The organism is Rhodobacter sp. P1_C2 (assembly GCF_056406375.1).
Map to the genome: position 1 here is coordinate 43621 of NZ_JBFUAG010000007.1, position 22123 is coordinate 65743.

The following is a 22123-nucleotide window of genomic DNA, read 5'->3' on the forward strand; positions in this document are numbered from 1 at the left end:
CCTTGGCCACCCGTGGCGCTGGTTCAATCCTCGGGACAGGCGGCGCCGGTATCGATCCAGGCTTGGGTCAGCTCGCTCAGCAGCTCCTGCGAGCCGGGAGCCGGGGTGCGCCCGGGGGTTGCGACCTCGAAGGCAGAGCCGACAAGATGGTCGGTGGCATGGTGCTTCTGGATATCGGCAAGCGAGCGTCCGCCATTGTGCCTGGGGTCCTTGATCCGGTTGCAGATCTCTCCCTTGGTCAGGCCGATCCATCCCATGCTGATCGGCGCCAGCCGCCAGGGTTCATGCCCCGGGATCGAGCCCTTGTTGCCAAGGAAGGCCGTCTCCTTCGGGCCGTGGCAGGAATTGCAATGCAGCCCCGGCGGGCCGAAATCCGCGTCATCCCACCGCTCGACCGGCGGGTTGTGCAGATGCATGTCGTCGCCCTGCCGGGGATGGTTGTCCACCGGATGGCAATTCATGCAGCGGGGACTGGTGATCACCTTGGCCATCTCGCCGAACAGCGCCACCGAACGCGCCTTGACATCGGCGATGCCCGCAAAGGCCGAAGGCGGGCGCAGGTCATCGGCCAGGGTCAGCTGCGGCGCGGCAGAGAGGAGGAGGGCACAGAGCCAGATCGCGCGCATGTCAGACCTCCATCGCTCTGAGGATCGCATCGGGCCTGAACGGCAGCTCGCGCAGCCGCGCCCCCGTCGCCGCAAAGATCGCATTGCCGATCGCCGGCCCCACCGTGATCACGCCGGGTTCACCCAGGCCGACCGGGACCTCATCGCTCTTGATGAACTCGACCTCGATCTCGGGCACATCCGGCATGCGCACCGGGCGATAACTGTCGAAGTTCAGATCCTTCGGCACCCCGTCGCGGATCTCGGTGCCCTCGTGCAGCGCCAGCGACAGGCCCCAGAGCATGCCGCCCTCGACCTGCGCCAGGGCCCCGTTCGGATGGACCAGAGTTCCGGCATCGACGACGCTGGTCAGCTTCCTGACCTGCACCTCGCCGGTGGCGCGGGTGACGGCGACATGGGCCACGGTCGCGCTCCAGGTCGGCATCGTGCGTTCCTGACCGCTGGCGATGGCAAGACCGAGGCCCTCGCCCTCGGGCAGGGACTTGCGCCGGGACCAGTCGGTCTTGGCGATGATGCGCTCAAGGACGGCCTTGAGCCGCGCCGCACCGCCGACATCATTGGCCCCTTCGCCGGCATTGCGCCCCTGACCGCGCAGAAGCGACAGGCGGTAGTCGGCCGGATCGCGGCCGAGCCTGTGGGCGACTTCGTCGATATGGGTTTCCAGCGCGAAGAAGACGTAGCCCGGCGCCACCGACCGCAGATAGCCGGGCAGGAACACCCCCTGCGCCACCTCGTTGCAGATGGTGCGGATCGTCTGGTTCGGCGCGTCGTACCAATGGTCGGCACCGCTGATCGCGAAGAGGTCCAGCTTCGCCTTCTTGTCGAAGGCGGGCGAAAGGTACTCCGGATGCTGGCCCTTGGTCGGCCAGGCGGCGGCTCCCCAATAGCCGAAGGACCCGAGGCTGCCATCGGCTTTGGTCGTCGTACGGACCCGCTGCACCGTCGGCGAGCGCGGCTGGAAGAACCGCGTGTCATCGGAGCGCGAGAACAGAAGCTTGACCGGGCGCCCGACCGCCTTTGCGGTCAGGGCCGCCGGCACCATGAAATCCGAATGCAGGCGGCGGCCGAATCCGCCACCGAGATAGGAGGAATGCAGGGCGATCTTTTCAGGCGCCACCTGCAGCGCCTGGGCCAGCAGCGGCGCGATGCCGGAGGGGTGCTGGTCGCTGCCATGGAGGTGCCAGATCTCGCCCTCCTGCCAGGCGACCGCGTTGAGCGGCTCCAGCGGCATCTGGACGGCGGTATGGGTGATGTAGACCGCCTCATGCACCGCCTCACCTGCGACTGCCGCCATGTCGCCGCTGGCATAGTACAGCGCGCCGGCCTCGGGGTCGTTCACCAGCCGCAGGCCTTCGGCGAGGATGGCCTCCTCGCCCTGCCGGGCAGCGGGGCTGGTCAGATAGCTGACCTCGATCAGATCGACCGCCCGCGCGGCAGCGGGCCAGGTCTCGGCCACGACGACAAGCCAGCCTTGGCAGGTCTGCGTCGGATCGTCGATGGCGACGGTCTGCAGATAGCCCGGCACCGATTTGGCCTTCGCATCGCTCCAACCGGTGATGGTGCAGCCATAGCGCGTCGGCGGCATCACGGGCCGGGCATGGACCATCCCCTCGACCTTGCGGTCGATGCCGAAGATCGCCGTGCCGTTCACCTTGGCGGGAATGTCGCTGGCCACCGTGTCGCGATTGAGCAGCCGGCGTTCGGCGGCGGGTTTGGGGCGGAGTGCGGCAAGCTCTTTCTCGGTGAAGCTGCGGGTCGCGGTGCCGGAGGCCACGATCTCGCCATAGCTGACCGATTTCGACCCGGCGTGGACCGCGCTGTTGCGCGCGGTGCAGGCCTTGGGATCGGCCTTGAGCAGGGCGGCACCCGCCTCGATCAGGGCGATCCGGCCCGCCGCCCCGGCCTGCGACATCGGAAGATAGGCGTGGTTCATCGACCAGGAACCACCGGTGATCATATAGCCGTATTTCGGGTCCAGATCGACATGGACGATGCGGACCTGGGCCCAATCGGCCTCCAGCTCCTCGGCGATGATCCGGGCCACGCCGGTGCCCACATGCTGGCCCATCTCGGCATAGGCGACATGCACCAGGATCGTGCCGTCGCTTTCGATGACAAACCAGACGGTCGGGCTGTAACCGCCGGTTGCCGCGGTGATCACCGGGACTTCGGCGCGCAGCCCGCGCGGCAGGAATCCGGTGGCGATGCCGCCGGCACTGGCCGCCAGAAACCAGCGCCGCGACAGGTCTGTCTTGGCAAGAGCGGTCATTGCCCGGCCTCCTGAAGCTTGTGCGCCGCAAGATGGATCGCCTTGCGGATGCGCAGATAGGCCATGCAGCGGCAGAGATTGCCCGCCATTCCGGCGGCGATTTCCGCATCCGAGGGCGCGGCGCTTTCGGCCAGAAGGGCCGCGGCCTGCATGATCTGGCCGGACTGGCAATAGCCGCATTGCGGGGCCTGCGCCTCGATCCATGCCTCCTGCACGGGGTGAAGTTCGGCATCCTTGCGGAAGCTCGCGGCAAGGCCCTCGATCGTGGTCACCGCGACCCCGGCAAGCTGGCTGGCTGGCGTCACGCAAGCGCGCCGCGCGGTGCCGTCGACGTGCACCGTGCAGGCGCCACATTGCGCCACCCCGCAACCGAACTTCGTGCCGGTCAGCCCCAGCTCATCGCGCAGGATCCACAGAAGTGGCGTGTCGGGCTGGGCTTCCACGTCCACGGGTCGGCCATTTACCGTGAAGGATATCACGTTACGTCTCCTTTTCCGGATGGTTGCAGAGCATATTGCGGTGGCGGCTGCGCGGGACCGGACCTTGGCCCCTTGCGCTGGATTCGAAGCGATCCCTTGGCTTCAGGATAGGCAAACCAATCGTAAATGAGGGTAATTCGTCGTAAATTCCGCCCCGAACCCGGAAGCCCGGGGATCAGATCTGCGACCGCTCGTGCCCAGGGGTGAGGGTCATGCCCGCCCTCCGACCAGCTGGGCCGGGCGCAGAAGGGTCAGAAGGAAAATCAGAAGGCCAAGCGCGGTGAGAAGGAAGCCTGACCAAGCCGTCGCAAGGAAGCCGTAGCCCGAGGCGACCGCCACCCCACCCGCCCAGGCCCCGACCGCATTGGCGACGTTGAGCGAAGCGAGGTTCATCGCACCCATCAGGCTTGGCGCCTCGGGGGCGAGCCGGGTCAGCCGGACCTGGATCGTCGGGATTGCCGTCATCATCGTGGCGCCGACGCCGAAAAGCGCGGGCAGCATCACGGCACGATGGCTGCCGAACGTCGCAAGAAGGGCCAGCACCACCAGCGCGCTGCCAAAGCCGATCACGATGCCCCGCGCCGGGTCACTGTCGGCCAGATGCCCGCCGGCGAGGTTGCCCAGCGTCATGCCGATCCCGAACAGCGCCAGCGCGAAGGGGATCGCCTTGGGGTCGAGATGCGCCACCTCGGTGACATAGGGCCCGATGAAGGTATAGACGGCAAAGATGCTGGCCACGCCAAGCGCCGCCACCAGCATCACCCCCCAGACGGCGAGGTGCCGCAGCGCCGAAAGCTCCTGGATCACCGGGCTTCCGCGCAAATCCTCGGACCGTGGCACCCAGGCCCAAAGCGCCAGCAGCGCCAGCACTCCGCCGCCCGCGACGATGAAATAGGTGTTCCGCCACCCCAGGGTCTGGCCCAGAAAGGTCGCGAGCGGCGAGCCGATGATCGTGGCCACGGTCAGGCCCGTCATCACGATGGCAAAGGCCTTGCCGCCACGGCCCGGCCCGGTGACATAGCTGGCCACCACGGCCCCGGCGCCGAAATAGGCGCCCTGCGGCAGGCCGGTGATGAAACGGGCGAGGATGAACATGCCGAGGTTTGCCGACAATCCGGACAGGAGATTGCCGATCACGAAGACCGCCAGAAGCAGGATCAGCAGCGTCCTGCGATTGAGGCGGGCCGCCGCCAATGTCATCACCGGCGCGCCGATCACCACGCCGAAGGCATAGGCCATGATCGCCCCGGTCGCGACAGGAAGGCTGACGCCAAGGCTGTCGGAAAACAGCTGCAGGATTCCCATGCTGGCGAATTCGGTCGTGCCGATGCAGAAACTGCCAAAGGCCAAGGCAAGCAGCGTCAGCCGGCGATCCCGCCGCGACATCGTTTCGGAACAGTGAACCGTGACAGAACGGCATAGCCCGTCATAAACCCGTGTCAGCATAGGTGCCCCTTGTCATGCGTGATTTTGCAATTGGCAGAAGGATTAGGCCGCGCCCGAATAAGACCCGACTCTTCAAGGCGCCGGTCCCTGTCCGGTGTCGGAAGCATCGGACGATTTTGCCTCAGATCCGAAGGGCTTCGGCCTTTTCCGGCTTTGGATTTTCGCCCGGATCAGGCCAAAGAGGTCCTGCATTAAAACCCGATGTTCCCGCACATGCGGGCACAAAGTATTCAATATCTGCGCAAACCGATCTGCGCAAACCAAGGGGTCCGTTTTAACCCAAGCGGAATTACCGCGCGATATGGCCCATAAAAACTCGGTCCCGATGCCACCGGCCAAATCAATCATCACTCCGGCTCAACGCGCAAAAGGCCGGTGGCAAAACGGAACAGGCCCGAGGGCAGAGCCTTCATCCAGCTGGATAATGGAAGTCAGAGGCGCGTGGCAGTAAATTGATGTAGCGATTGGTAATTGTCCGCATTAGCTTGGCCGCTGCTGTCAGAGCAGGCCAGAAAAACGCGCATGACGCGCGGCGTGAAGGGGCGATTCCAGACGTGTGGAAAGCAAGGCTTTCAGCGCGGCAATCTTGCGCCCAGTTCTGCCAAAAGACCTTTCGCTGACTTAAGATCGATGGTGTCGAAGCCTTCGGTGAAACCGGCCAAGGCCGGCTCCAGCACGGCATGCGCCGCCTGCAGGCGGCCTGCGTCGGACCAGAGCCTTGCCAGCGACGTCGCCGTACGCAGACTCCAGCCCTTGGCGCCGATCGCCTCGGCCAGCGCCAGCGCGTCGCCGAGCGCGCTTTCCGCCGCCTCAAGCCGACCGGACAGGGCATGGATCACCCCGCGAACCCGCAGCAGTTCCGGGAAGTAGTATTTCTCGCCAAGAGCAGCCGCCAGACCGACCGCCTCTTCGATATGCTGCGCCGCTGCGGCCAGGTGGCCCTGCTCGGCCATGGCCTCGGCCAGCGAACCCAGCGCGAAGGACAGACGCTGGCGGTGGTTGCAGGCGCGCAATTCTGCAATGGCCTGCTGCAAAAGAAGGCTGCCCTCGGCAAGGGCCCCGTCCCGCTTGCAGGCCAGCAGGCCGCGGAAATAGAGAACCAGGGGATGCCAGATCCCGATCCCGTTTTGCCGGACATGGATGTCCAGCAAGTCGAGATAGCGCTCTGCATCGGCATAGCGCCCGTTCCAGATCGCGACGGGACAGGCCGTCACGGCGAGGGCATTGCTGAGCGTCGCCCCATGGCCGATGTCCAAGGACTGTTCGACGATGGTGGCCGATGTCCGGGAGGCGCGGTCGGGAAAGCCTGCAAGCCATTCCGTGAGCCCAAGAACGATGCCGTATTCGACATTGGCGTCGAACTGGAACCGGGCCATCTTGGGTTCGTCGTGGCGCTTCAGATCCGGTCGGTAGCGGGCCGCGACCCGTTGGTGCACCGCGTCCAGCCGCCCGAGGTGAACCTCCACGATCGACAGGAGGGTCTCGCCGCTGGGCATGGCCGAAGCATCCTCGGTGGCGGCAATCGACAGATAGACCTCCATGCTCTTGAGCGCGGCGGCATAATGCCCGATCAGCGTCTCGTAGCCGCCCACGACGCGCAGGCTGCGCAGGGTGAAATCGGTATCGCCCAGCGCCACGGCGATGGCCAGGGCGCGCCGTGCCGCCTCCACGGCCTCCGGCACCGGGCCGCGTCCGAACATCAGCTCACCGGCGAGGGCCGTCTGCAGCATCATTTCGCTGGGGGAGCCGATCAGGCTGTTGGGCAGATCGGCGAGGGCCCGGGCCGTGGCGGTGGTGGATTCGTTCATCATCGAGAAGTGATTCCACAGGATGCTGCCCGCCACGGTCAGCCGGACCACCAGCGACCGGTCACCCCTGCCCTCGGCCCAGGCCAGCGCGGCCCGCAAATCGTCGATGCAGCGCGCATAGGTGGCCCCCCATTCCCGCGCCGGCCGCGTGTTCCAATCCTGCGCCGCTCGTTCCAGCACCTTGGCCAAGTATTCGGCATGGCGGCGACGGACGATCTGTTCCTCGCCCGAGGCCTGCAACCGCTCCAGACAATAGGACCCGGTCGTCTCCAACAGGCGATAGCGGAAGACGTCCGATGCGCCGCTCGGGGCGAGAAGCGATTTCGCGTAAAGCTGGGTCAGGCAATCGACCACCTCCTCGGCGGGCAGGCCAGAGACCACCGAGGCGCCCGTGATGCCGAAATCCCCGGCAAAGACCGAGACGGTCCGCAGCACGGAGGCCTCGCGCTCCGACAGAAGATTGTAGCTCCAGTCCAGGGTCGCCAGAAGCGACTGCTGCCGCAGGGGCACGCCCGGCGGTCCATGGCGCAGAAGGTGAAGCGCCCCTTCCAGCGACTCCATGATCTTCGCCGGCGAGAAGGTGGCGGTCCTTGTGGCGGCCAGTTCGATGGCAAGGGGATTGCCCCCCAGACGGCGGCAGATCTCGACCACCGCCGGCGCATCGGCATCGGCGATCTCGTATTGCGCGCGTTCCAGGGCGCGGGTGGCGAAAAGCTCTGCCGCGGGATAGGCTCTGGCCTCGATCGCCGTGGGCGCGGACCGCGGGTCACATTTCAGCCCGCCGAGCCGCAGGATCCTTTCGCTGCGCAGGCGCAACTGCTCGCGCCCGGTGGCGACGATGCGCAGACCCTCCAGCAGGCTCAACATCTGGTCGATCCTGGCGGCCACCCCGGGCATCAGATGTTCGCAATTGTCGAACAGCAGGATCAGCTTCTGCGCCCCGATCGCCTGGGCGATGTCGGCAATGATGTCGCTGCTCCCCGAAGCCAGACCGAGCGAGGCGGCAATCGCCATCGGGATATGCTGCTCTTCATGCACGGTTGCGAGGTCGATGAAGACGGCGCGGACCCGGTTTTCGCGCGCGGCGGCGCAGACGGCTGCGATGGCAACCGTCGTCTTGCCGACGCCCCCTTCGCCCACGACCGTCACCAGACGCGCGGTCTTGAGATCGGCCAGGATCGAGGCGATCGTGTCGGCGCGGCCGAAGATCGAGGTCGGGACTGCCGGAAAACCGCCCTTCACCGGCTGCATCGCCGAGGTTTCGGACCAGGGGCCGGAAAGGTCGAGGGCCTGCACCGGCGCGATGAAGCGATAGCCGCGGCCAAAGACCGAGGCGACATATTGCGGCGCATCGACCGTATCGCCAAGCGCACGTCGCAAGGCCGCGATGTTGACCTTGAGGTTGTCTTCCTCGACATAGGTGTTGGGCCAGACCCGCGACAGCAGGATGTCCTTGCTGATGATCTGCCCCGGGCTTTCAACCAGCACTTTCAGAATCTCGAAAGCGCGGCTTCCGACCCGCACGATCACGCCATCCCGGAGCAGGATTTGCCGGTCAGGGAACAATTCGAAATTGCCGAAACCAAATCCACGCGGCGCCGAATTCGAATCCTCGCCCGACACAGCCTTGCCTCCAGGAGTTGACGCTGCCCCTATGCCAAATCTCAACCTGCGATCCTTTGGTATATCATTTTTTCTATCCAGCGCCAAGCGCGGCGATTGCGGCCTCTGCCACCAGAACATCCTGTTCCACCGTGCCGGAACTTGCGCCAACCGCGCCCACGATTTGGCCCTGGGCCTTGACCGGAATACCGCCGCCAAAGATTACCACGCGGCCGGCATTTGTATTCTGAATGCCGAAAAGCGGGGCCGAGGGCTGGGCCAGTTCGGCAAGAAGCGTGGTCGGCTGGTCGAATATCCGGGCGGTGACCGCTTTGCAGATGGCCAGTTCGATACTTCCGATCAGTGCGCCGTCCTGACGGGAGAAGGCCAGAAGATGGCCGCCCGCATCGACGACGGCGATATTATAGGGGATTCCGATCCGCACCGCGGCCAACTCTGCGGCCGAGAGCATTTTCTTTGCATCCTCGAGGGTAAGGGTCAGGCAATTGCGCGGCATGGCAAAATCTCCGGTTGGAGCGATATCTGCGGCAACAACTTTCGCGGGCCGGAGATTGACCTGATCCTAAGGGCCGGGCCCGGAATGGAATAGTAAAGTTTGGTAAGACCTTGCCCGGCCTCGCCCCCTTGCACTGAGGCTGAACCCGATCCCCGGCTTGCGGAGGGGGTCCGCAGCCGGGGCAAGGGGCCACACGACGCTCACGCCGGCCTTGCAAAGGGTGCCAGTTCGGGGTGGCGGGCGGCGATCAGCGCAAAAGCCTGCCAGACCGCCTCTGCCCCGTCACGGATGGCGGGCTCGCTCAGGGCCGCGAAGATCTGGTGCTTCACATAAAAGCGCCAGGAGATCGGCAGCGCCATCAGGATCTCGGTCAGGGCCTGATAGCGCGCCTCGGTCCAGGTGGTTTCATAGGCGTCGCGCCCCGGCCCGAAGTCAAAGCGCCGCGGGGCCGTGGCCATGCGCGCCCGCGCTTCCGTGGTGGCCGCCGGATCGAGCGTGCCACCCTGGGTCAGGATCACGCCATAGTCCCGCGCCGCCCCTGCGAGGGTGACAAAGCCCGCGGTGACATCGGCAAGAACCGCGGCAATCGGGCGTTCGGCCGGGTTGCCATAGCCGCCGCCGCCCGGACCGGTGATGCGGATGACATCCCCCGGATTGCAGCGCACCACGTCGATATTGCCCAGATCCTCGCCGCCATCGGGGCTGTCGGGGTTGCGGTGGAAGGACGAGGTCTTGCCCGACCGCCCCCCGAGCACCCCCCAGGAGGCAAAGCGCGTGCGGTTGCGGTTGCGAGCCGTCACCACGGAATTGGGCGCAAAGACCTGAAACTCCATCAGCATCGCGGTGCCGCCGCGATAGTGCCCTGCCCCGCCGGAATCCGGCACCAGCCCATATTTCGCGATATGGATCGGCACCTCGACCTCGTTGATTTCGACCGGGGTGTTGCGGAGGAAGGACCGGTTGCCGCCGCTGCCTTCGACGCCGTCACGCTGGGGACCGCCACCGCCGCCACCGCTGACCGGCCCGATCGAGGCCATGATCTGCCGGCCGGCGCGGTCCAGCGTCTTGACGTTCAACAGCGAGGCCGCCCCGCCCGGCGACGCCGCAAGCCGGTCCGGCAGCGCCTGCTGGAATGCCCCGAGGATCGCCAGCTGCGACACCGCCACGATCAGGCTGCGCATGCCCACCGCCGCCGGTGCCACCGCGTTCATCACCGTGCCGGGCGGCAGGATCGCGTTGACCATTCGCGTCGTGCCAGCGTTCAGCACCAGATCGGGGTTCAAGGTCGACAGCACCAGGATCACCGCGATCGTCACCAGCGCATGCCGCGGATTGCCCCCGGTCGGCATGTTGAGCGACGAGCCCAGTTGCGGATCGGAACCGGTGAAATCCAGTGTCAGGCTCTCGCCCTTGACCGTCATGGTCACGGCCACGCGGCAAGGCACGCCGCCGTCGCTGTCCTCATCCGCGTAATCGGCGAAGGCATAGCTGCCATCGGGGATTTCGGCGATGATCTTGCGGGCCTGGGCCTCGGCATAGTTCAGAAGCTCGGACTGGCAATTGCGGATCATGTCGACGCCAAAGCGCTTGACCATCTCCAGCACCTTGGCCTCGCCGGTGTTCAGACAGGCAATCTGCGCGTTGAGGTCCCCCCAGTTCTGCGCGGGCATCCGCACATTGGTTTCGATGATGCGGATCACCGTCTTGTCGAAGACGCCGTCCTGCCAGACCTTCATCGGCGGCAGGCGCAGCCCCTCCTGCTGCACCTCGACGAGCGCGCGCGACAAGGAGGCCGGCACCGCGCCGCCCACATCGGTGTTGTGGACATGGCAGGCGACGAAGCAGAGCAGCTCCTTGTTGTAGAACACCGGCTTCCAGGCGTGGACATCGGGCGCATGGGTCGCGACATGGCCGGAATAGGGGTCCGAGGTCAGATAGATCGCGTTTTCCTCGTAGTGATCGATCATCCGCAGCGCCGGGCCGTAGTCGAGCCCGGTGAACCAGGTGGCGCCCAGCCCCTTCGGCGAGGCGAAGGTCTCGCCCTCCGGGGTCAGAAGCTGGGTGGTGAAATCCTCGGTCTCCTTGACGAAGCTGGAATGCGCGGTCCGCATCAAGGTATGGGCCATGGCCTCGGTCGTGGCGGCGCAATAATCCGCCAGCACCTGAAGCATCGCGCGATTGAGTGTCCTGGTCTGCAGCATCGGCTTAATCCTTCCTGACGCGAAGATGGCCAAAAGTGTCGACCTCGACCGCATGGTCTTCGGGCACGAAGGTCGTCGTGTCGTCCTGGGCGATCACCGCGGGGCCGGCGAACCGGTGGCCGGCGCAAAGATCCTTGCGGGCATAAAGCGAAACCGGAATCCAGCGCCCCGCGATCCAGCACGAGATGGTGCGCAGGGGCGTCGGCGCCCCGGTGGCTGTGGCGATCCGCGGCAATTCCGGCAGGTCGTGGCGACCGGCGGCCACCATCCGCAGATTGACGCATTGCACCTGCGCCCCGGGCTGGGCATGGCCATAGACCCGGGCGTGCGCCTGATGGAAGGCCGCCTCCAGCGCCGCGAGGTCCCCCGTCAGCACCGCCTCTGCCGGCAGGACCGTCTCGATCTCGTAAGACTGGCCGCGATAGCGCATGTCGGCGGAATAGGTGAAGATCGCCTCGCCCTCATAGCGCTGATCGCTGCGCAACCAGCCTTCGCCCGCCGCGCGCAATTCGGCAAAGACGGAGCGGATCTGCGGCAGATCGCCTTCCGTCAGATCGAGATAGACGGTGCGGATGAAATCGTTCTTCAGATCAGCGACCAGACCGCCGAGCGCCGAGAGCACCCCCGGCGTCGTCGGGATCACGGTTTCCGGCATGCCCATCTCGCGTGCAAGAAGGCAGCCCATCATCGGACCCGCGCCGCCGAAGGGCATCATGGCGGTGGTGCGGGGGTCGATGCCGAACCGCGTGACGAGGCCGGTGATCCTGGCATACATGCCGGAAATCGCGACATTGATGATGGCTTCGGCGGTCTCCTCGACCGACTGGCCGGTGCGGTCCGTCAAGCGCGCCACCGCGCGGCGGGCGGCTTCGACATCGACCTTGACCGCGTTGTAACCCAGATCCGCCTGGCCGATGATGCCGCAGACCGCGAAGGCATCGGTGATCGTCGGCTTTTCGCCGCCCCGGCCATAGCAGGCCGGGCCCGGGGTCGATCCTGCGCTTTCCGGGCCGATCTTCAGCACGCCGAAATCATCGACCCAGGCGACCGAGCCGCCGCCCTCGCCGATCGAGGTGACCGAGATCGAGGGCACATGGATCTGGTGGTCGCCGATATATTCGCCGCTTCCATATTGCGGCTCGCCATCGAGGATCAGCGCGACATCCGCCGAGGTGCCGCCGATGTCGAGGCTCATGCATTCGGCCAGATTGCAGATCCTGGCGACGAAACTCGCGCCGATCACACCCGAGGCGGTGCCCGAGAGGATCATCTGCACGCAGTCGGTCTTGCCCTGTTCGGCGCTCATGATGCCGCCGTTGGATTTGGTCAGCCGGGCTTCGGCCGGAACGCCCAGCTCTTTCAGCGTATCCTGCAGCGCGCCGAGGTAATGGGCGATCCTCGGCTGGACATAGCCGCCGATCACCGCCGTCGTGGTGCGCTCGTATTCGCGGATGATCGGCCAGACTTCCGCGCTGGTGAAGACCGGCAGACCCGGCGCGAAACCGGCGACGAGGCGCTTGGCCTCCAGTTCATGCGCCGGGTTGCGGTAGGCATGCAGCAGGGCGATGATGATGCCCTCGGCCCCCGCCGCCACCGCTGCCCGCGTGGCGACCTCGACGCTTTCGGGGTCCAGCGCCTGTTTCGGGCTGCCATCGGCCTGCATCCGTTCGGACAGGCCCCAGACCATGTCGCGCGTCACCAGCGGATCGGGCCTGCGCGACAGAAGGTCGAACATGGCCGGAAGTTTCAGCCGCCCCAGTTCCAGCACGTCGCTGAAATGCTCGGTGGTGAAGAGGGCAAGCTTGATGCCCTTGCGCTGGATCACCGTGTTGACCCCGACCGTGGTGCCATGGGTGAAATAGCTGATGTCTTCGGCCGCAATGCCGTAACGCTCTGCCGCCAGTCCGATCCCGGCGGCGATTTCCGCACCCGGCCGGTCGGGGCGGGAAAAGACCTTGAGCGCCCTGAGGGTTCTGGTCTCTTCGTCCACTATGGCGAAATCGGTGAAGGACCCACCGATGTCCACGCCTATACGCTGGCCCATCTTTGCTCTCCGCTTGCAGTGTCGCAGAAAGGGATAGGGGAAGGGCCGGGCCTTGGCTTCTCATAACAGGTTTCCAGAAATGGCGGGTCCGAGGGTCGGTCACCCGATGCCGCGCCCCCGCCGGTGGGCCTGCGACAGACAGGTCGGGACGCCGCGGGCGCGCCTCAGGCAAGGCTCGCTTCGGCGAGGGTCTTGTAATCGGTATAGCCCTCTGCCCCGCCGCCGTAAAAGGTGGCCTTGTCGGGGGGCGTCAGCGGGGCGTTCAGCCGCAGCCGCGCCACAAGATCAGGATTGCTGATATAGGGTTGCCCGAAAGAGACCATGTCGGCATGGCCCGACTCGATGGCCTTGATCGCCAGATCCCGGTCATAGCCATTGTTCGCGATATACTGGCCGCCAAAGGCCGCGTGCAGACGTTTGAAATCGAACAGCGCCGCGCCGTTGGGGCCGCGGGTCTGCCCTTCGATGCAATGCAGATAGCCAAGGCCCAGCTTGCCCAGCTCTGCCGCGAGATAGCCATAGGTCGCCTGCGGATCGCTGTCGAGCGGCGTGTCCCCGGTCGCCCGGGTGATCGGCGACAGCCGCACGCCGACCTGATCGGCGCCCCAGATCCCCGCCACGGCGGTCACCACCTCGATCGGCAGGCGGGCGCGGTTCTCGATCGAACCGCCGTAGCGGTCGCGGCGCAGGTTGGTGCTGTCGCGCAGGAATTGTTCCAGCAGGTAGCAATTGGCGCAGTGGACCTCGACCCCGTCGAAGCCCGCCTGCATCGCACGCCGCGCCGCGATCCGGTAATCCTCCACCAGCTGCGGGATCTCGTCCGTCTCAAGCGCGCGGGGCATCGAGGGCCGGGCCTGGGTCCGGCTTTCCAAGAAGATCAGGTCGCCGGCCTGCAGCGCGGAAGGGGCGACGGGTGCGGCGCCGTTCTCCTGCAGATCGACATGCGACATCCGGCCGACATGCCAAAGCTGGCAGACGATCTTGCCCCCCGCGTCATGCACCGCCTCGGTGACCGCGCGCCAGGCGGCCACATGCGCCTCGGTATAGATCCCCGGGGTGAAGGCATAGCCCCGCCCCTGCCGCGAGATATTGGTCGCTTCCGAGATGATCAGCCCGGCCGTGGCGCGCTGGCGGTAATATTCAACCGCCAAGGGGCTGTGCACGCCGTTCATATCCGCGCGCGAGCGGGTCAGCGGCGCCATCGCGATATGGTTGGACACCGCAATCGCGCCGATTCTGGTGGGGGAGAAGAGGGCAGGCAAAGGGGAGGGTTCCATCTGTCACACTTTCCTTGCTGGGTGTCGCATGGCCGGGGCAGGATCGTGCCGCCAAGCCGGTTTCCATCGGTGCCGCGACGTGCCGCGTCCCGGCTCATGTGTTGAAAACAATCATCTTTTCCGCCGTCATCTCGCGGATCGTGTCGGGAATGCCGCCGACGCCATAGCCCGATTGGTGCCGCCCGGCGAAGGGCATCCAGTCGGTCCGGAAGGCCGTGTGATCGTTGATCATCACCGCCGAGGCATCCAGACGCTCTGCCGCCTCCAGCGCCGTGCCAAGGTCGCGGGTGAAGATGCTGGACTGGAAGGCCATGGGCAGGCTGTTCGCCTCGGCAATGGCTGCATCGAGCGTGGTGAAGGGATAGACGCAGGTGACCGGGCCGAACACCTCCTGCGTCGAAATCCGGGCTTCCCGGGACGGGTCGAGCAGGATCGCCGGGATCAGCGTGGTGTCATTGAGCCGCCCGCCCCCAAGGCAGCGCGCCCCGCCCTGAACGGCGGCTTCGATCCATTGGCTGACGCGCAAGGTTTCAGCTGGTCGGATCAGCGGGCCGACCTCGGTGTCGGGCAGGGTCGGATCGCCCACCTTCAGCCCCGCCACTCGGGCGGCAAAACGCTCGACGAATGCGGCGGCGAGGTCGGCCTGCACATAGATCCGCTGGACCGAGACGCAGACCTGCCCCGCATGGTAATAGCCCCCCTTCACGACCGACGGGATCACGCGGTCAAGATCGGCACTGCGGTCGATGATCACCGGCGCGGCCCCGCCATGTTCCAGGGCACAGCGCGCGCCCGGGGCCAGTTTCGCGCGCAAGGACCATCCGACCCTGGCCGAGCCGATGAAGCTGAGAAAGCCCACCCGCGCATCGGTGGCCAGCGCCTCGGCCAGCGCCCGGTCCGCCGTGATCAGCGTCTGGACCCAGCCCTCCGGCATGCCGGCGTCCCGCACCAGTTCGACGAAGGCCAGACAGCTGAGCGGGGTGGCCTCGGAAGGTTTGATGATCACCGGGCAGCCGGCGGCGATGGCCGGGGCGATCTGATGCACGACAAGGTTGAGCGGGTGGTTGAAGGCCGAAATGGCGGCCACCACGCCGATCGGCTCCGGGATCGTCCAGGCCCGCCGATGCACGCTGGAGGCGGTCAGGCCCATCGGAATCTCCCGCCCGGCCCGGCTGCGCAGGCAATCCGCCGCCGTGCCCACACCGTCCACGGCGCGGTCCACCTCGACCAGGGCATCGGCAAGGGGCTTGCCGCCCTCCCGCGCGATCATCAGGGCGAAATCCGTCCGCCGGGCCTGCAGCAGGGCGGCAACCCGGCGCAGGATCGCCATCCGCTCATGGGGTTCCAACGCATCTTTTCTTGCGTCGAACAGCCGCTTGGCGGTGACGAATTTCGCCTCCAGCGCCGCGGCGTCGTCTTCTGCCAGCGCGCGGATCGGGCTGCGGTCAAAGGCTTGAACGATCTCCAGCATCCCCGTCTCCTGTGAAGCGCGCCATGGCACGCGGCCTCGCGCCGGGCGCGACACCGGCCGCAACACCCGCCGCAACATTGGCCGCAAGCTGTGAAATCATGCCAGTTTGCGGCGTGAGATAGGGTTAAATTCCGTCAAATCATGGAAAACCGGTCCTGCAGCTTCTTGGCGGCGAAGACCGCGGGCATGAACCAGGCCTTGCCGCGGAAGAAGGGAATGCCCTTGGGCGGGGCGAAATCGAACGCCGATCCGGTCCCCTTCCCGAGGATCTTCTCCGCCACCTTCTGCCCCGCCCAGCGCATCCAGACGATCCCCGACCCGCAGCAGCCGGTGGCATAGTGGATGCCCTCGTGTTCGAAGATGCGTGGCAGCATGTCGCGGTTCATCGCCACATTGCCGAACCAGCTGTGAGCAATACCGATCCCCTTCAGCTGCGGAAAGATCCGGACCATTTCCCGGCGCAGATGTTCGGTCGGCCAGGCGGCATCGCCCGAAAAGGTCCCGTCGCGCCCGCCGAACAAGAGCCGGGTGCCATCGGGCGTCGGCCGGTAGTAATAGGTCAGCTGCCGCTTGTCCGAGACCATCATGCGCCTGGGCAGGATAAGGTCCATCATCCCGGGCGGCAGGGCTTCGGTCACGATGATCCGGCTGCGCACCGGAACGATGCGCCGTTGCAGCCAGGGGTCGAGCGGGTCGACATAGCCATTGGTCGCGCTGATGACCTGCCGGGCCTGCAAGGCGCCGCGGTCGGTGCGCAGGGTGAAGGCCCCTGCCCCGCCGCTCACCCCGCGTACCGTGGTCTGCCCGATCACGGTGGCGCCGGCGGCCCGTGCCAGATCCAGCATGGCGCGGTGCAGCTTGGCGGGATGAAGCCCGCCGACATCCATCCGGACGCTGCCGCCGCGGTAGACATCGGTCCCGACATGGGAACGCGTCTCGGCCTCCGGCACGGCATAGGCCTCGATGCCCAGGGTCCGGGTCAGATGGTCGCATTCGCGGGCCAGCGCCTCGTATTGGCCCTTGCTCAGCGCCCCGGCGAAGCGCCCGGTCATCTGCAGATCGCAGGCGATGTTTTCCCGGGCGATGAAGGCGTAGAGATCCTCGCGCGCGGCTTTCGCCTCGATCAGGACGGCATCGGCCCGGCTTTGGCCGAAGCGGCGGGCGAGGTCGGCGTGGCTCAGCCGCAAATTGCCGCTGGTGATGCCGCCATTGCGGGTCGAGGCGCCCTCACCCGGGGCCGCCCTGTCCAGCACGGTGACCGAACGGCCCGCCCGTGCCAGGGTGATGGCCGCCGCAAGCCCGGCATAGCCCGCGCCGATGATCGCGACATCGCTCCTTGTGGGCAGCGGCGGCGGCGTTTCCGCCTCGGGTGCGGCATGCAGCCACCAATAGGGCAAGTCATGCCCAGCAGCGGTTCTTTCCATGGGATCGGCTCCTTCGCGCGGATCAGGCGGCTGTCAGTTTCTCGATGCCGTAAAGCTTGTTGACCACGACCAGGGCAAAGATCGCGATCAGCATCTGCACCGTCGCAATCGCGGCGATCGAGGGGTCGAACTGGTTCTGCATGTAGCTCAGCATCACCACCGGCAGGGTGCTGGTCTCGGCCCCGCCGAAGAAGAAGGACAGGGGCAGATTGTCCAGCGAGATCAGGACCGAGAACAGCGCCCCGGCAAAGATGCCCGGCTTGATCAGCGGCAGGATGACATCGACGAAGACTCGCCAGCGCGAGGCGCCCAGCACCGAGGCGGCCTCTTCATAATCGATCGGGACCGAGCGGTAGACCGCCAGGACCGTGCGCGAGATATAGGGCACCGAGACGACGGTATGGGTGATCAGCAGCGACAGGAAAGAGACCCCGAGGCTCATCGCCGACAGCATGTAGAGCAGCGAAAAGCCCAGCAGGATGGCCGGCACCGAAATCGGCGCGAGCATGAGATTGGTGAAGACCCGCGCCAGCGCGCTGTTGTCGCGCACCGCCCAGATCGCCGCCGGCACCCCGACCGCCGCCCCGATCACCGCCGACAGCAGCGCGATTTCGACGCTGACGCCCAGCGACTGCAGGAAGGGCTTGTAGGTGATGATCTGGTGATACCATTGCAGACCGTAACCCTCGATCGGGAAGGCAATGTAGCTCGAGGCCGAAAAGGACACGACGACCACGATGACGATCGGCAGCAGGAGAAAGCCGAAGAAAAGGATCACATAAAGCGCCAGCAGGCCGGTGCCCCAGTCAAGCCAGGCCTCGCGCCGCTCGATCAGAGCGGCGCTGTCGGAAATCTCGTTCATCGTGTTCCCTTTCTGCGCAGATATTTCAGCTGGATGAACATGCCGATCAGGGCGAACAGCAGCAGGACATTTCCCATCGCCGCCGCAAAACCGATGTTCTGGGTCAGGGTGAATTGCTGGAATATCAGAAGCGACAGCGTGGTGACCTTGCCGCCGCCCAGAAGCAGCATCGTCAGGAAGCTGCCATTGGTCAGGACGAAGACCAGAATGCACCCGGTCGCGATCCCGTCCACGCTGAGCGGCAGCGTGATGGTGAGGAACGTCCTCAGCCGCGACGCGCCAAGGATCTGCGCCGATTCCTCCAGATTGCGGTTCACGCCCTGCAGGACCGAGGTGATCGACAAGACCATGAACGGGGCCAGAACATGAATCAGGCCGACATAGACCATCAGTTCCGAGTTCACCATGTTGACCGGCTTCTCCAGCAGTCCGAGGTCCAGAAGCACCGAGTTCACCAGCCCGCGCCGGGCAAACAGCACCGTCCAGCCAAAGGTGCGCATGATGATCGAGGTCAAGAGCGGCGCGATCAGCAAAAAGACGATCAGCGCATTCCATCTGCCGGCATAGCGGACCATGAAGAAGGACACGGGATAGCCCATCACCAGGCAGACCAGGGTCGTGATGGCCGAGACTTTCACGGTCTGCCAGACGACGCCCAGATAGAAGGGATCGGTGAAGAGCGCCCGGTAGAAGCCCAGGGGGTCATCCTCGGGAAAACTGCGCAGCACATTGGCGGCGAGGGGGAAGAGGAAGAAGACCGTCAGAAAGATCAGCGCCGGCAGGGCCCAGGCGCTGGAGGCGATGCGGAAGGTCCGATCGGCGCGCGCCGTGCTTTGCGCCGGTTCGGCGCGTGGCAGGTCAAGAGAGACGGGCTGGCTCATGCTGCCCCCGCTTCGTTCAGCACGATGGCATAGCTGTCCGGCCAGCCGAGGCCGATCATGCCATCGGCATCCGCCGCCGTGCGCTCGTTGCTGTAGACATAGATCGGCCGCTGTGCCCCCGGCAGGTCCAGCTCATAGGCATAATAGCTGCCGCGAAACACGATGCCGCGGACCTTGGCGCGCAGGTCTTGCGCCTCGGCCCGGATCGACAGGCGCTCGGGGCGGACGGCGACGCGGATCGGCTTGCCGCCGGCATGGCCCTCGGCCGCGGCCACCCGGACCTGCGGGCCTTCGGGCAGGGACAGCCGGACATTCCACATCCCGCCCTCCGCCGGTCCGGTCAGCGTGCCGTCGAAGATATTGGCGGTGCCGAGAAATTCCGACACGAACTGCGACTGCGGCCGCTCGTAGATCTCCAGCGGGGTGCCGACCTGCACGATCTCGCCCTCGCGCATCACGGCGATCCGGTCTGACATGGTCAGGGCCTCTTCCTGGTCATGCGTCACGATGATCGAGGTGATGCCCAGCCGGCGCTGGATCTCGCGCAGTTCGAACTGCATGCTTTCGCGCAGGTTGCGATCCAGCGCCCCGAGCGGTTCGTCCAGCAGCAGGATCTTCGGGTCGGTGACCAGCGAGCGGGCCAGTGCGACGCGTTGCTGCTGGCCGCCCGACATCTGGTGGATCGCGCGGTCCTCGTAGTTGGACAGGCGCACGAGGTCGAGCATGGCCCGCACCTTGGCCGCCCGCTCGGAAGCCCCGACGCCGCGCATCTGCAGGCCATAGGCGACATTCTGGCCCACGGTCATGTGGGGAAACAGGCTGTAATTCTGGAACACCATCCCCAGGCCCCGCTTGTTGGGCGGAAGCTCGGTCACATCCACGCCGCCGATCAGGACATGGCCGGTGGTGGGCGTGGTGAACCCCGCGATGATGCGCAGCGTGGTGGTCTTGCCGCAGCCCGAGGGGCCGAGCAATGCCAGCATCTCTCCGCCTTCGACCTGCAGCGAGGTCGGCTTGAGGGCGCGGGCCATTCCATAACGCTTGCTGATGTTCTTAAGGTTGAGCGGCACAGATATAGTCATGTCGATTACCCCAGGGCTTCGCTAAAGTTGTTGATCAAGAGACACCGGCCCGATGATCCAGAAGACCGCGGCCGGGTCCTTGCCGGTGTGACGAAAACTGTGTGGCACGGAAGGCCCGATGGAAAACCCGTCGCCGGGCAAGAGATGGGCCTCTCTGGTGCCGACGCGCAGCAGGATCTCGCCTTTCAGGATCATCCCGCCCTTCTCTGCCGGATAAACCAGCGGCTGTTCGCCCGAAGATCCCCCCGGACCGATATGAAGGATCATCAGCTGCAGATTATGGGCCGAGCGCGAGGACAAGAGTTCCTTGCTCAGATGCCCCAGTTCCAGGATCGGCCGCCCTTCGGCCCGGCGCACGAAATCCGGGTCCTCGCCGCGCGGGCTGATCGGCTCGAAGAGGGCGCTCAGGGGCACGTTCAGGGCCTCGCGGATCGCCGAAAGGACGCGCACCGAAGGGCTGGAGACATTGCGTTCGGTCTGGCTGAGCATCCCGACCGAAACACCCGATCTTTCAGAGACTTGCTTCAGCGACAGCCCCTTTTCCTTGCGCAGGGCGCGAATCACGTCGCCAAGCGGCCGTTGCGGACCGCCCCCCTCTTCCGGCGGGATGTCTTGCGGGGTCTGCCCGTCGCGTCTGCGGTCAAAGGGAAGGTCTGCCATTCCTGCGTCACCCCAAGCGGCGGTTCATTGAACCGTGAAATTTCATCATAACGATCGTCGCCCTTGCGGCGCGGCAGCCATTCCCTGCGCCGTGCCGCGTCACGCCAAAGGCAATTCCCCCGAGATCAGCCAGATCGAGAATACCGCCGTCTCCCATCGTGGATTGAGCCTTCATGCTGGAGGGATCTGCGCCGCAATGGCGTCTCTATGGCCAAGCCTCACCCTCGGGGGGGCCTGCGGCAAGTGAAACCAGTTATGCGTAGCATTATGCTATAACGGAACGTAGCCTTTCATGGACTCGCCGGACGACCGGCTGGCGAGATCCTTTCGACAATCAAAATATAAGAATGGGAGCGTACCGAGATGTCGCACAAATGGATCGGGCCGCCATTGGCGGTCCTATTGGGAAGTGTTGCCCTGGCGCAATCGGCCTTCGGTGCCGATCTGACCGTGGGTGCTTTCGGCGGTCTGTGGGAGAAGTCCCTGCGGACCTGCGTGATCGAGCCGTTTGAAAAGGAAACCGGCAAGACGGTCGAGGTCGTGCTCGGCTCTCCGGTGCAATGGCTGAACCAGATCGCGGCGAACCCGACGAGCCCGCCGCTCGACGTTCTGTTCCTGCCGACCGAACAGGCCTATGAGATGATCGCCAAGGGCCTCGCCGATCCTTTCACCGCCGAGAATGTCCCGCAGCTGCCGGATCTGAACCCGGATTTCGTGAAGTTCGGCGAAGGCTATGGCGTGGTTTTCGACTATGGCGCGATGGGGGTCATCTACAACGCCAAGACCATCACCACGCCGATCGTGACCTGGGATGATTTCCTGAACGGGGCCGAGAACGGCGATTTCACCGCGACGATTCCCGGCATCAGCTATCCCAGCACGCTGAGCGCGAACCTGTGGAACGTCACCACGCTCAGCGGCGGCGATGCCAGCAACGCCCAGCCCGGCCTTGACCGGATCAAGAAGATCATGGCCTCCGGCCAGCTCGATTTCTGGAGCGATCCGAACCAGGTCCTGAACGCGCTCGCCTCGGGCGAGGTGGATGCCGCCATGTATTGGGACGGCCGCTCCTGGGGCTTCATCAAGGAGGGCAACCATCCCGAGTTCAAATTTGTCACCCCCAAGCCCGGCGGCCCCGCGGCCCTGACCTGGATCCAGAAGACCAAGGGCAGCACCGAGCTTGGCTGGAAATTCGTCGACATCGCGCTGTCGCCCGCGGGGCAAGGCTGCTTTGCCAGCAAGACCCGCTACGGTGTCGCCAACCTCAAGGCCGAGTTCGAGCCGGAGGCCGCACCCCTGATCACCAAATACGAAGACCTCGTGATCCCGCCCTACCGCGAGATCAATGACGTGCGCGACGCCTGGATCGAAGCCTGGAACAAGCAGATCGGTCGTTGAACGCCTGACGGTCCGGACGCCGCTCCCTCCTGCGTCCGGCCGCCTCCTCCTGCCCCATCCCCTGAATATTGCGGAG

Annotated in this window: 16 protein-coding genes; 1 reads left to right on the plus strand and 15 read right to left on the minus strand. The window is 65.6% G+C overall.

Annotation, left to right across the window (positions count from 1 at the left end; genetic code table 11):
- Positions 1-23 precede the first annotated feature (23 nt).
- The 15 genes from AC1DZT_RS12595 to AC1DZT_RS12665 form a co-directional block, all read right to left on the minus strand.
- Positions 24-626 carry an Isoquinoline 1-oxidoreductase subunit gene (locus AC1DZT_RS12595; RefSeq protein WP_478006989.1) on the minus strand — a complete coding sequence of 201 codons (603 nt, stop codon included), beginning with the start codon at positions 624-626 and terminating at the stop codon, positions 24-26.
- A gap of 1 nt (position 627) precedes the next feature.
- Entirely contained in the window at positions 628-2895 is a 2268-nt protein-coding gene (locus AC1DZT_RS12600; RefSeq protein ID WP_478006990.1) for a xanthine dehydrogenase family protein molybdopterin-binding subunit, read from the minus strand.
- On the minus strand, positions 2892-3374 hold the full coding sequence (locus AC1DZT_RS12605) for a (2Fe-2S)-binding protein (RefSeq protein WP_478006991.1): 483 nt from the start codon (positions 3372-3374) through the stop codon (positions 2892-2894). The genes AC1DZT_RS12600 and AC1DZT_RS12605 overlap by 4 nt, the downstream gene beginning before the upstream one ends.
- 210 nt (positions 3375-3584) lie before the next feature.
- Complete coding sequence (locus AC1DZT_RS12610; RefSeq protein WP_478006992.1) at positions 3585-4820, minus strand: MFS transporter; 1236 nt, start codon at positions 4818-4820, stop codon at positions 3585-3587.
- A 572-nt stretch (positions 4821-5392) separates the two neighbouring features.
- The gene (locus AC1DZT_RS12615; protein ID WP_478006993.1) at positions 5393-8152 is read right to left on the minus strand and encodes a winged helix-turn-helix domain-containing protein; all 2760 of its coding nucleotides are present in this window, start codon (positions 8150-8152) and stop codon (positions 5393-5395) included.
- A 172-nt stretch (positions 8153-8324) separates the two neighbouring features.
- Complete coding sequence (locus AC1DZT_RS12620) at positions 8325-8747, minus strand: GlcG/HbpS family heme-binding protein (RefSeq protein WP_478006994.1); 423 nt, start codon at positions 8745-8747, stop codon at positions 8325-8327.
- 200 nt (positions 8748-8947) lie between these two features.
- Positions 8948-10948 carry a hydantoinase B/oxoprolinase family protein gene (locus AC1DZT_RS12625; RefSeq protein ID WP_478006995.1) on the minus strand — a complete coding sequence of 667 codons (2001 nt, stop codon included), beginning with the start codon at positions 10946-10948 and terminating at the stop codon, positions 8948-8950.
- A gap of 4 nt (positions 10949-10952) precedes the next feature.
- On the minus strand, positions 10953-12992 hold the full coding sequence (locus tag AC1DZT_RS12630) for a hydantoinase/oxoprolinase family protein (protein ID WP_478006996.1): 2040 nt from the start codon (positions 12990-12992) through the stop codon (positions 10953-10955).
- Positions 12993-13156: 164 nt separating this feature from the next.
- On the minus strand, positions 13157-14269 hold the full coding sequence (locus AC1DZT_RS12635) for an alkene reductase (protein WP_478006997.1): 1113 nt from the start codon (positions 14267-14269) through the stop codon (positions 13157-13159).
- A 94-nt stretch (positions 14270-14363) separates the two neighbouring features.
- Complete coding sequence (locus tag AC1DZT_RS12640) at positions 14364-15818, minus strand: aldehyde dehydrogenase family protein (RefSeq protein ID WP_478007404.1); 1455 nt, start codon at positions 15816-15818, stop codon at positions 14364-14366.
- Positions 15819-15874: 56 nt separating this feature from the next.
- Positions 15875-17164, minus strand: a complete 1290-nt coding sequence (locus AC1DZT_RS12645) for an NAD(P)/FAD-dependent oxidoreductase (protein WP_478006998.1) — start codon at positions 17162-17164, stop codon at positions 15875-15877.
- A gap of 22 nt (positions 17165-17186) precedes the next feature.
- Positions 17187-18026: an ABC transporter permease gene (locus tag AC1DZT_RS12650; protein ID WP_478006999.1), complete on the minus strand. Its 840-nt coding sequence runs from the start codon at positions 18024-18026 to the stop codon at positions 17187-17189.
- A complete protein-coding gene (locus tag AC1DZT_RS12655) occupies positions 18023-18907 on the minus strand; it encodes an ABC transporter permease (RefSeq protein WP_478007000.1) in 885 nt (294 codons plus the stop codon). Before AC1DZT_RS12655 ends, AC1DZT_RS12650 begins: the two co-directional genes overlap by 4 nt.
- A complete protein-coding gene (locus AC1DZT_RS12660; protein WP_478007001.1) occupies positions 18904-19938 on the minus strand; it encodes an ABC transporter ATP-binding protein in 1035 nt (344 codons plus the stop codon). Before AC1DZT_RS12660 ends, AC1DZT_RS12655 begins: the two co-directional genes overlap by 4 nt.
- 72 nt (positions 19939-20010) lie before the next feature.
- Positions 20011-20649: a helix-turn-helix domain-containing protein gene (locus AC1DZT_RS12665; RefSeq protein ID WP_478007002.1), complete on the minus strand. Its 639-nt coding sequence runs from the start codon at positions 20647-20649 to the stop codon at positions 20011-20013.
- A 363-nt stretch (positions 20650-21012) separates the two neighbouring features.
- On the opposite strand from AC1DZT_RS12665, the gene AC1DZT_RS12670 reads away from it, so the two are divergent.
- On the plus strand, positions 21013-22047 hold the full coding sequence (locus tag AC1DZT_RS12670; RefSeq protein WP_478007003.1) for an extracellular solute-binding protein: 1035 nt from the start codon (positions 21013-21015) through the stop codon (positions 22045-22047).
- Positions 22048-22123: the final 76 nt, after the last annotated feature.

Bases quoted from the DNA above. Each gene is read 5' to 3' on its own strand.
- AC1DZT_RS12595 (WP_478006989.1), bottom strand. From the start codon at position 626: ATGCGCGCGATCTGGCTCTGTGCCCTCCTCCTCTCTGCCGCGCCGCAG.
- AC1DZT_RS12645 (WP_478006998.1), bottom strand. From the start codon at position 17,164: ATGGAAAGAACCGCTGCTGGGCATGACTTGCCCTATTGGTGGCTGCAT.
- AC1DZT_RS12620 (WP_478006994.1), bottom strand. From the start codon at position 8,747: ATGCCGCGCAATTGCCTGACCCTTACCCTCGAGGATGCAAAGAAAATG.
- AC1DZT_RS12635 (WP_478006997.1), bottom strand. From the start codon at position 14,269: ATGGAACCCTCCCCTTTGCCTGCCCTCTTCTCCCCCACCAGAATCGGC.
- AC1DZT_RS12640 (WP_478007404.1), bottom strand. From the start codon at position 15,818: ATGTTGCGGCGGGTGTTGCGGCCGGTGTCGCGCCCGGCGCGAGGCCGC.
- AC1DZT_RS12655 (WP_478007000.1), bottom strand. From the start codon at position 18,907: ATGAGCCAGCCCGTCTCTCTTGACCTGCCACGCGCCGAACCGGCGCAA.
- AC1DZT_RS12630 (WP_478006996.1), bottom strand. From the start codon at position 12,992: ATGGGCCAGCGTATAGGCGTGGACATCGGTGGGTCCTTCACCGATTTC.
- AC1DZT_RS12650 (WP_478006999.1), bottom strand. From the start codon at position 18,026: ATGAACGAGATTTCCGACAGCGCCGCTCTGATCGAGCGGCGCGAGGCC.
- AC1DZT_RS12660 (WP_478007001.1), bottom strand. From the start codon at position 19,938: ATGGCCCGCGCCCTCAAGCCGACCTCGCTGCAGGTCGAAGGCGGAGAG.
- AC1DZT_RS12625 (WP_478006995.1), bottom strand. From the start codon at position 10,948: ATGCTGCAGACCAGGACACTCAATCGCGCGATGCTTCAGGTGCTGGCG.
- AC1DZT_RS12670 (WP_478007003.1), top strand. From the start codon at position 21,013: ATGTCGCACAAATGGATCGGGCCGCCATTGGCGGTCCTATTGGGAAGT.
- AC1DZT_RS12665 (WP_478007002.1), bottom strand. From the start codon at position 20,649: ATGGCAGACCTTCCCTTTGACCGCAGACGCGACGGGCAGACCCCGCAA.
- AC1DZT_RS12610 (WP_478006992.1), bottom strand. From the start codon at position 4,820: ATGCTGACACGGGTTTATGACGGGCTATGCCGTTCTGTCACGGTTCAC.
- AC1DZT_RS12600 (WP_478006990.1), bottom strand. From the start codon at position 2,895: ATGACCGCTCTTGCCAAGACAGACCTGTCGCGGCGCTGGTTTCTGGCG.